General features: G+C 34.0%; 1 protein-coding gene and 2 pseudogenes. 1 reads left to right on the top strand and 2 read right to left on the bottom strand.

Translation table 11 applies throughout. From position 1 onward, the window contains the following. Positions 1 to 469 precede the first annotated feature (469 nt). Together ACFX4X_RS25385 and ACFX4X_RS25380 are read right to left on the bottom strand one after the other, a co-directional pair. A pseudogene (locus ACFX4X_RS25385) lies at positions 470 to 769 on the bottom strand (IS4 family transposase); the annotation flags it as partial. Positions 770 to 1,088: 319 nt separating this feature from the next. Continuing rightward, the gene (locus ACFX4X_RS25380) at positions 1,089 to 1,286 is read right to left on the bottom strand and encodes an IDEAL domain-containing protein (RefSeq protein WP_061466470.1); all 198 of its coding nucleotides are present in this window, start codon (positions 1,284 to 1,286) and stop codon (positions 1,089 to 1,091) included. Between the two features lie 559 nt (positions 1,287 to 1,845). Between ACFX4X_RS25380 and ACFX4X_RS25375 the strand changes: the two are divergent. Continuing rightward, positions 1,846 to 2,285 (top strand): annotated as a pseudogene (locus ACFX4X_RS25375) (IS6 family transposase); the annotation flags it as partial. Positions 2,286 to 2,362 lie beyond the last annotated feature (77 nt).

Genomic DNA, 2,362 nt, shown 5'->3' with positions numbered 1-2,362 from the left:
CGTCCTGAGCCAGGATCAAACTCTCCGAAGAAATGTTTGACTTGCTCATTTGCTTTTTTGATAGTGTGTGCTCACTTTAAATTTAACGTTGGCGCTTTGTTTTGTTCAGTTTTCAAAGAGCAATAGTTGTTGGTTTGTTTCAACTCCAGCTTAACATAACATTGAATAGTTGTCAACTTCTGCGAAGAAATTCTTTTGTTAAAATCGCTCGTTAATTAGGCGACTTCATTATCATACTTCTATTTTTCTTTAGTGTCAACATTTAATTTGTAAAATAAGAATCTCTAATAACACTTTCCTCTTGAAACCATATTGTTAATGAATATAAAAAAACACCGTACGTGTTTGTCTATAATTAATCAACTGGGATGCACTGCGGCTGCTTTGTTCACACCAGGTATACCATCCAATAATTCTACTTCCTTATGATATGGGGACAGGAGTTGATCAATTTGTGTCCTTAAATATAAAGGTTGAAAAAAGACACTCGGTGGAATGCGACAGCTGCAGGATTAAAAAGCGCTGATTGAGTCCCTCTTGGCTCATTAGTACACCCGTCGAAGCCTCTAATCGACTACAAATGCGTAAGTGATATAAGAGCGACTTCTTGGCTGAGCCAAACACAAAGAGCGATGAGTTCATCTGCTTGATACTTACTAGATCGCTGTACAAAATCAACTCGATTGGCGATTTCTTGTAGGACTATTGGAGATAAAAAGCGTTGTAATTCTTATGCGAAAAGTGTTAGTTCACTAAAAGGATCTTCGATTGAAGATCCTTTTTCAGTACCTAAAACATCACATTATGTAAAATAGGTAGACAAAGAAATATGTTATACTTATTCCGTAATCGGGCGCTTTAGTGAAAGAAGATATTGCATAAAACCCCACTTTTTTATACAGCAGCTAGGCTTCTTCAGAAGCCCAAAATGTTGATAAATCAACGATGTTTAATATCGTGCTTAATCGATAAAAATCAAATAAAAGCCAATCCCTTGATAGATATGGGATTGGCTTTTTGGCGTACTTCTTAAAATTACGATTATGTTAAGTTCATTTCAAAATCATCTCGATATATAATACAACATTTTAAGAAATGTTTTTTAATTCCTCAGTTAATCGTAGGAATTCTTCTTTGTTTTGATCCTGTAATGACTGGTCAATCTCTTTTCGGATTTGTTCTTTTCTGAAATTACGAAGGGCTTTGTTTAACACCATTTCAGCAAATTCAGAATCCATGACGTTTACTTCAGGTTGTGGTGGTGTATTAACCAAATTCCTTTCCATAGGAAACCAACTCCTTGACCTTTTTTCTATTATACTAAAAGTTTTCAGATTATTCAAACATTTTACTTTGTTGTTCCATGGTATTTTTAACCAATGAGTTAACATCTGAAAGTGTAAACTCATTGAAACCTTCAGTTATGGTCTTTAAACAAGAATTTTTTAATTCATCTCAAAAACTATTATTCTTTCAGTTTATTTAATCGTTAATCTATACCATTCTATCTTTAGACTGATTCAGATCATTATCATAAAATTGATGGATCAAATGGGTAAGATAAGAGTTTAGTTCAAATCGATCTTTATTAACAAAATCAGACAACGTTAATTTACTTTCTCTTAACACTATTTTACCCCCTATCTTTAACTTCTTTATCTTTATAATATGATTCCCCAGCTATTATTTTTTTATACATATAAATTAATAAAATATTTATTTTTGAGTATAAATTTTCTCACATATATTAAAAAGGGTTCTGGTGCAAAAATTCCAGATGACTTGAAACTATTCTTTAAATCTTGGACATACTGATACTAGTACTCTAAAAAGGACGTGATCAGTATGGAAAAGCAAAATCTATTCAAGTGGAAACATTATCAACCTGATATTATTTTATTAACCGTGAGATGGTACCTACGGTACAACCTCAGTTTTCGTGATTTAGTCGAAATGATGGAAGAACGCGGACTATCTATTGCTCATACAACCATCATGCGCTGGGTTCATCAGTATGGCCCTGAATTAGATGAGATCTCAAGCAAACAAACGACTCATGGAGAGTCGATGAAACCTATATAAAAGTAAAAGGACAATGGATGTACTTATATCGTGCTATTGATTCAGAAGGAAATACGATTGATTTTTATTTAAGTAAAACAAGAGATCATAAGGCTGCAAAGCGCTTTTTCAAAAAAGCTTTGCGGTCTTTTCATGTTTCAAAGCCCCGTGTGATCACAGTAGACAAGAACCCAGCCTATCCTATAGCGATTGAAGAGTTGAAGAATCGAGTAGGGGGAAAATAAGTTTATTTTCGCCCCTCTCACAACACCGTACGTACGGTTCGCGTATACGGCGTTTC

This window comes from Peribacillus sp. YIM B13481 (assembly GCF_042787985.1).
Classification (GTDB): Bacteria; Bacillota; Bacilli; order Bacillales; family DSM-1321; genus Peribacillus; species Peribacillus simplex_A.
This window is presented reverse-complemented; position numbering and strand designations above follow the sequence as displayed.

Bases quoted from the DNA above. Each gene is read 5' to 3' on its own strand.
- ACFX4X_RS25380 (WP_061466470.1), bottom strand. From the start codon at position 1,286: ATGGAAAGGAATTTGGTTAATACACCACCACAACCTGAAGTAAACGTC.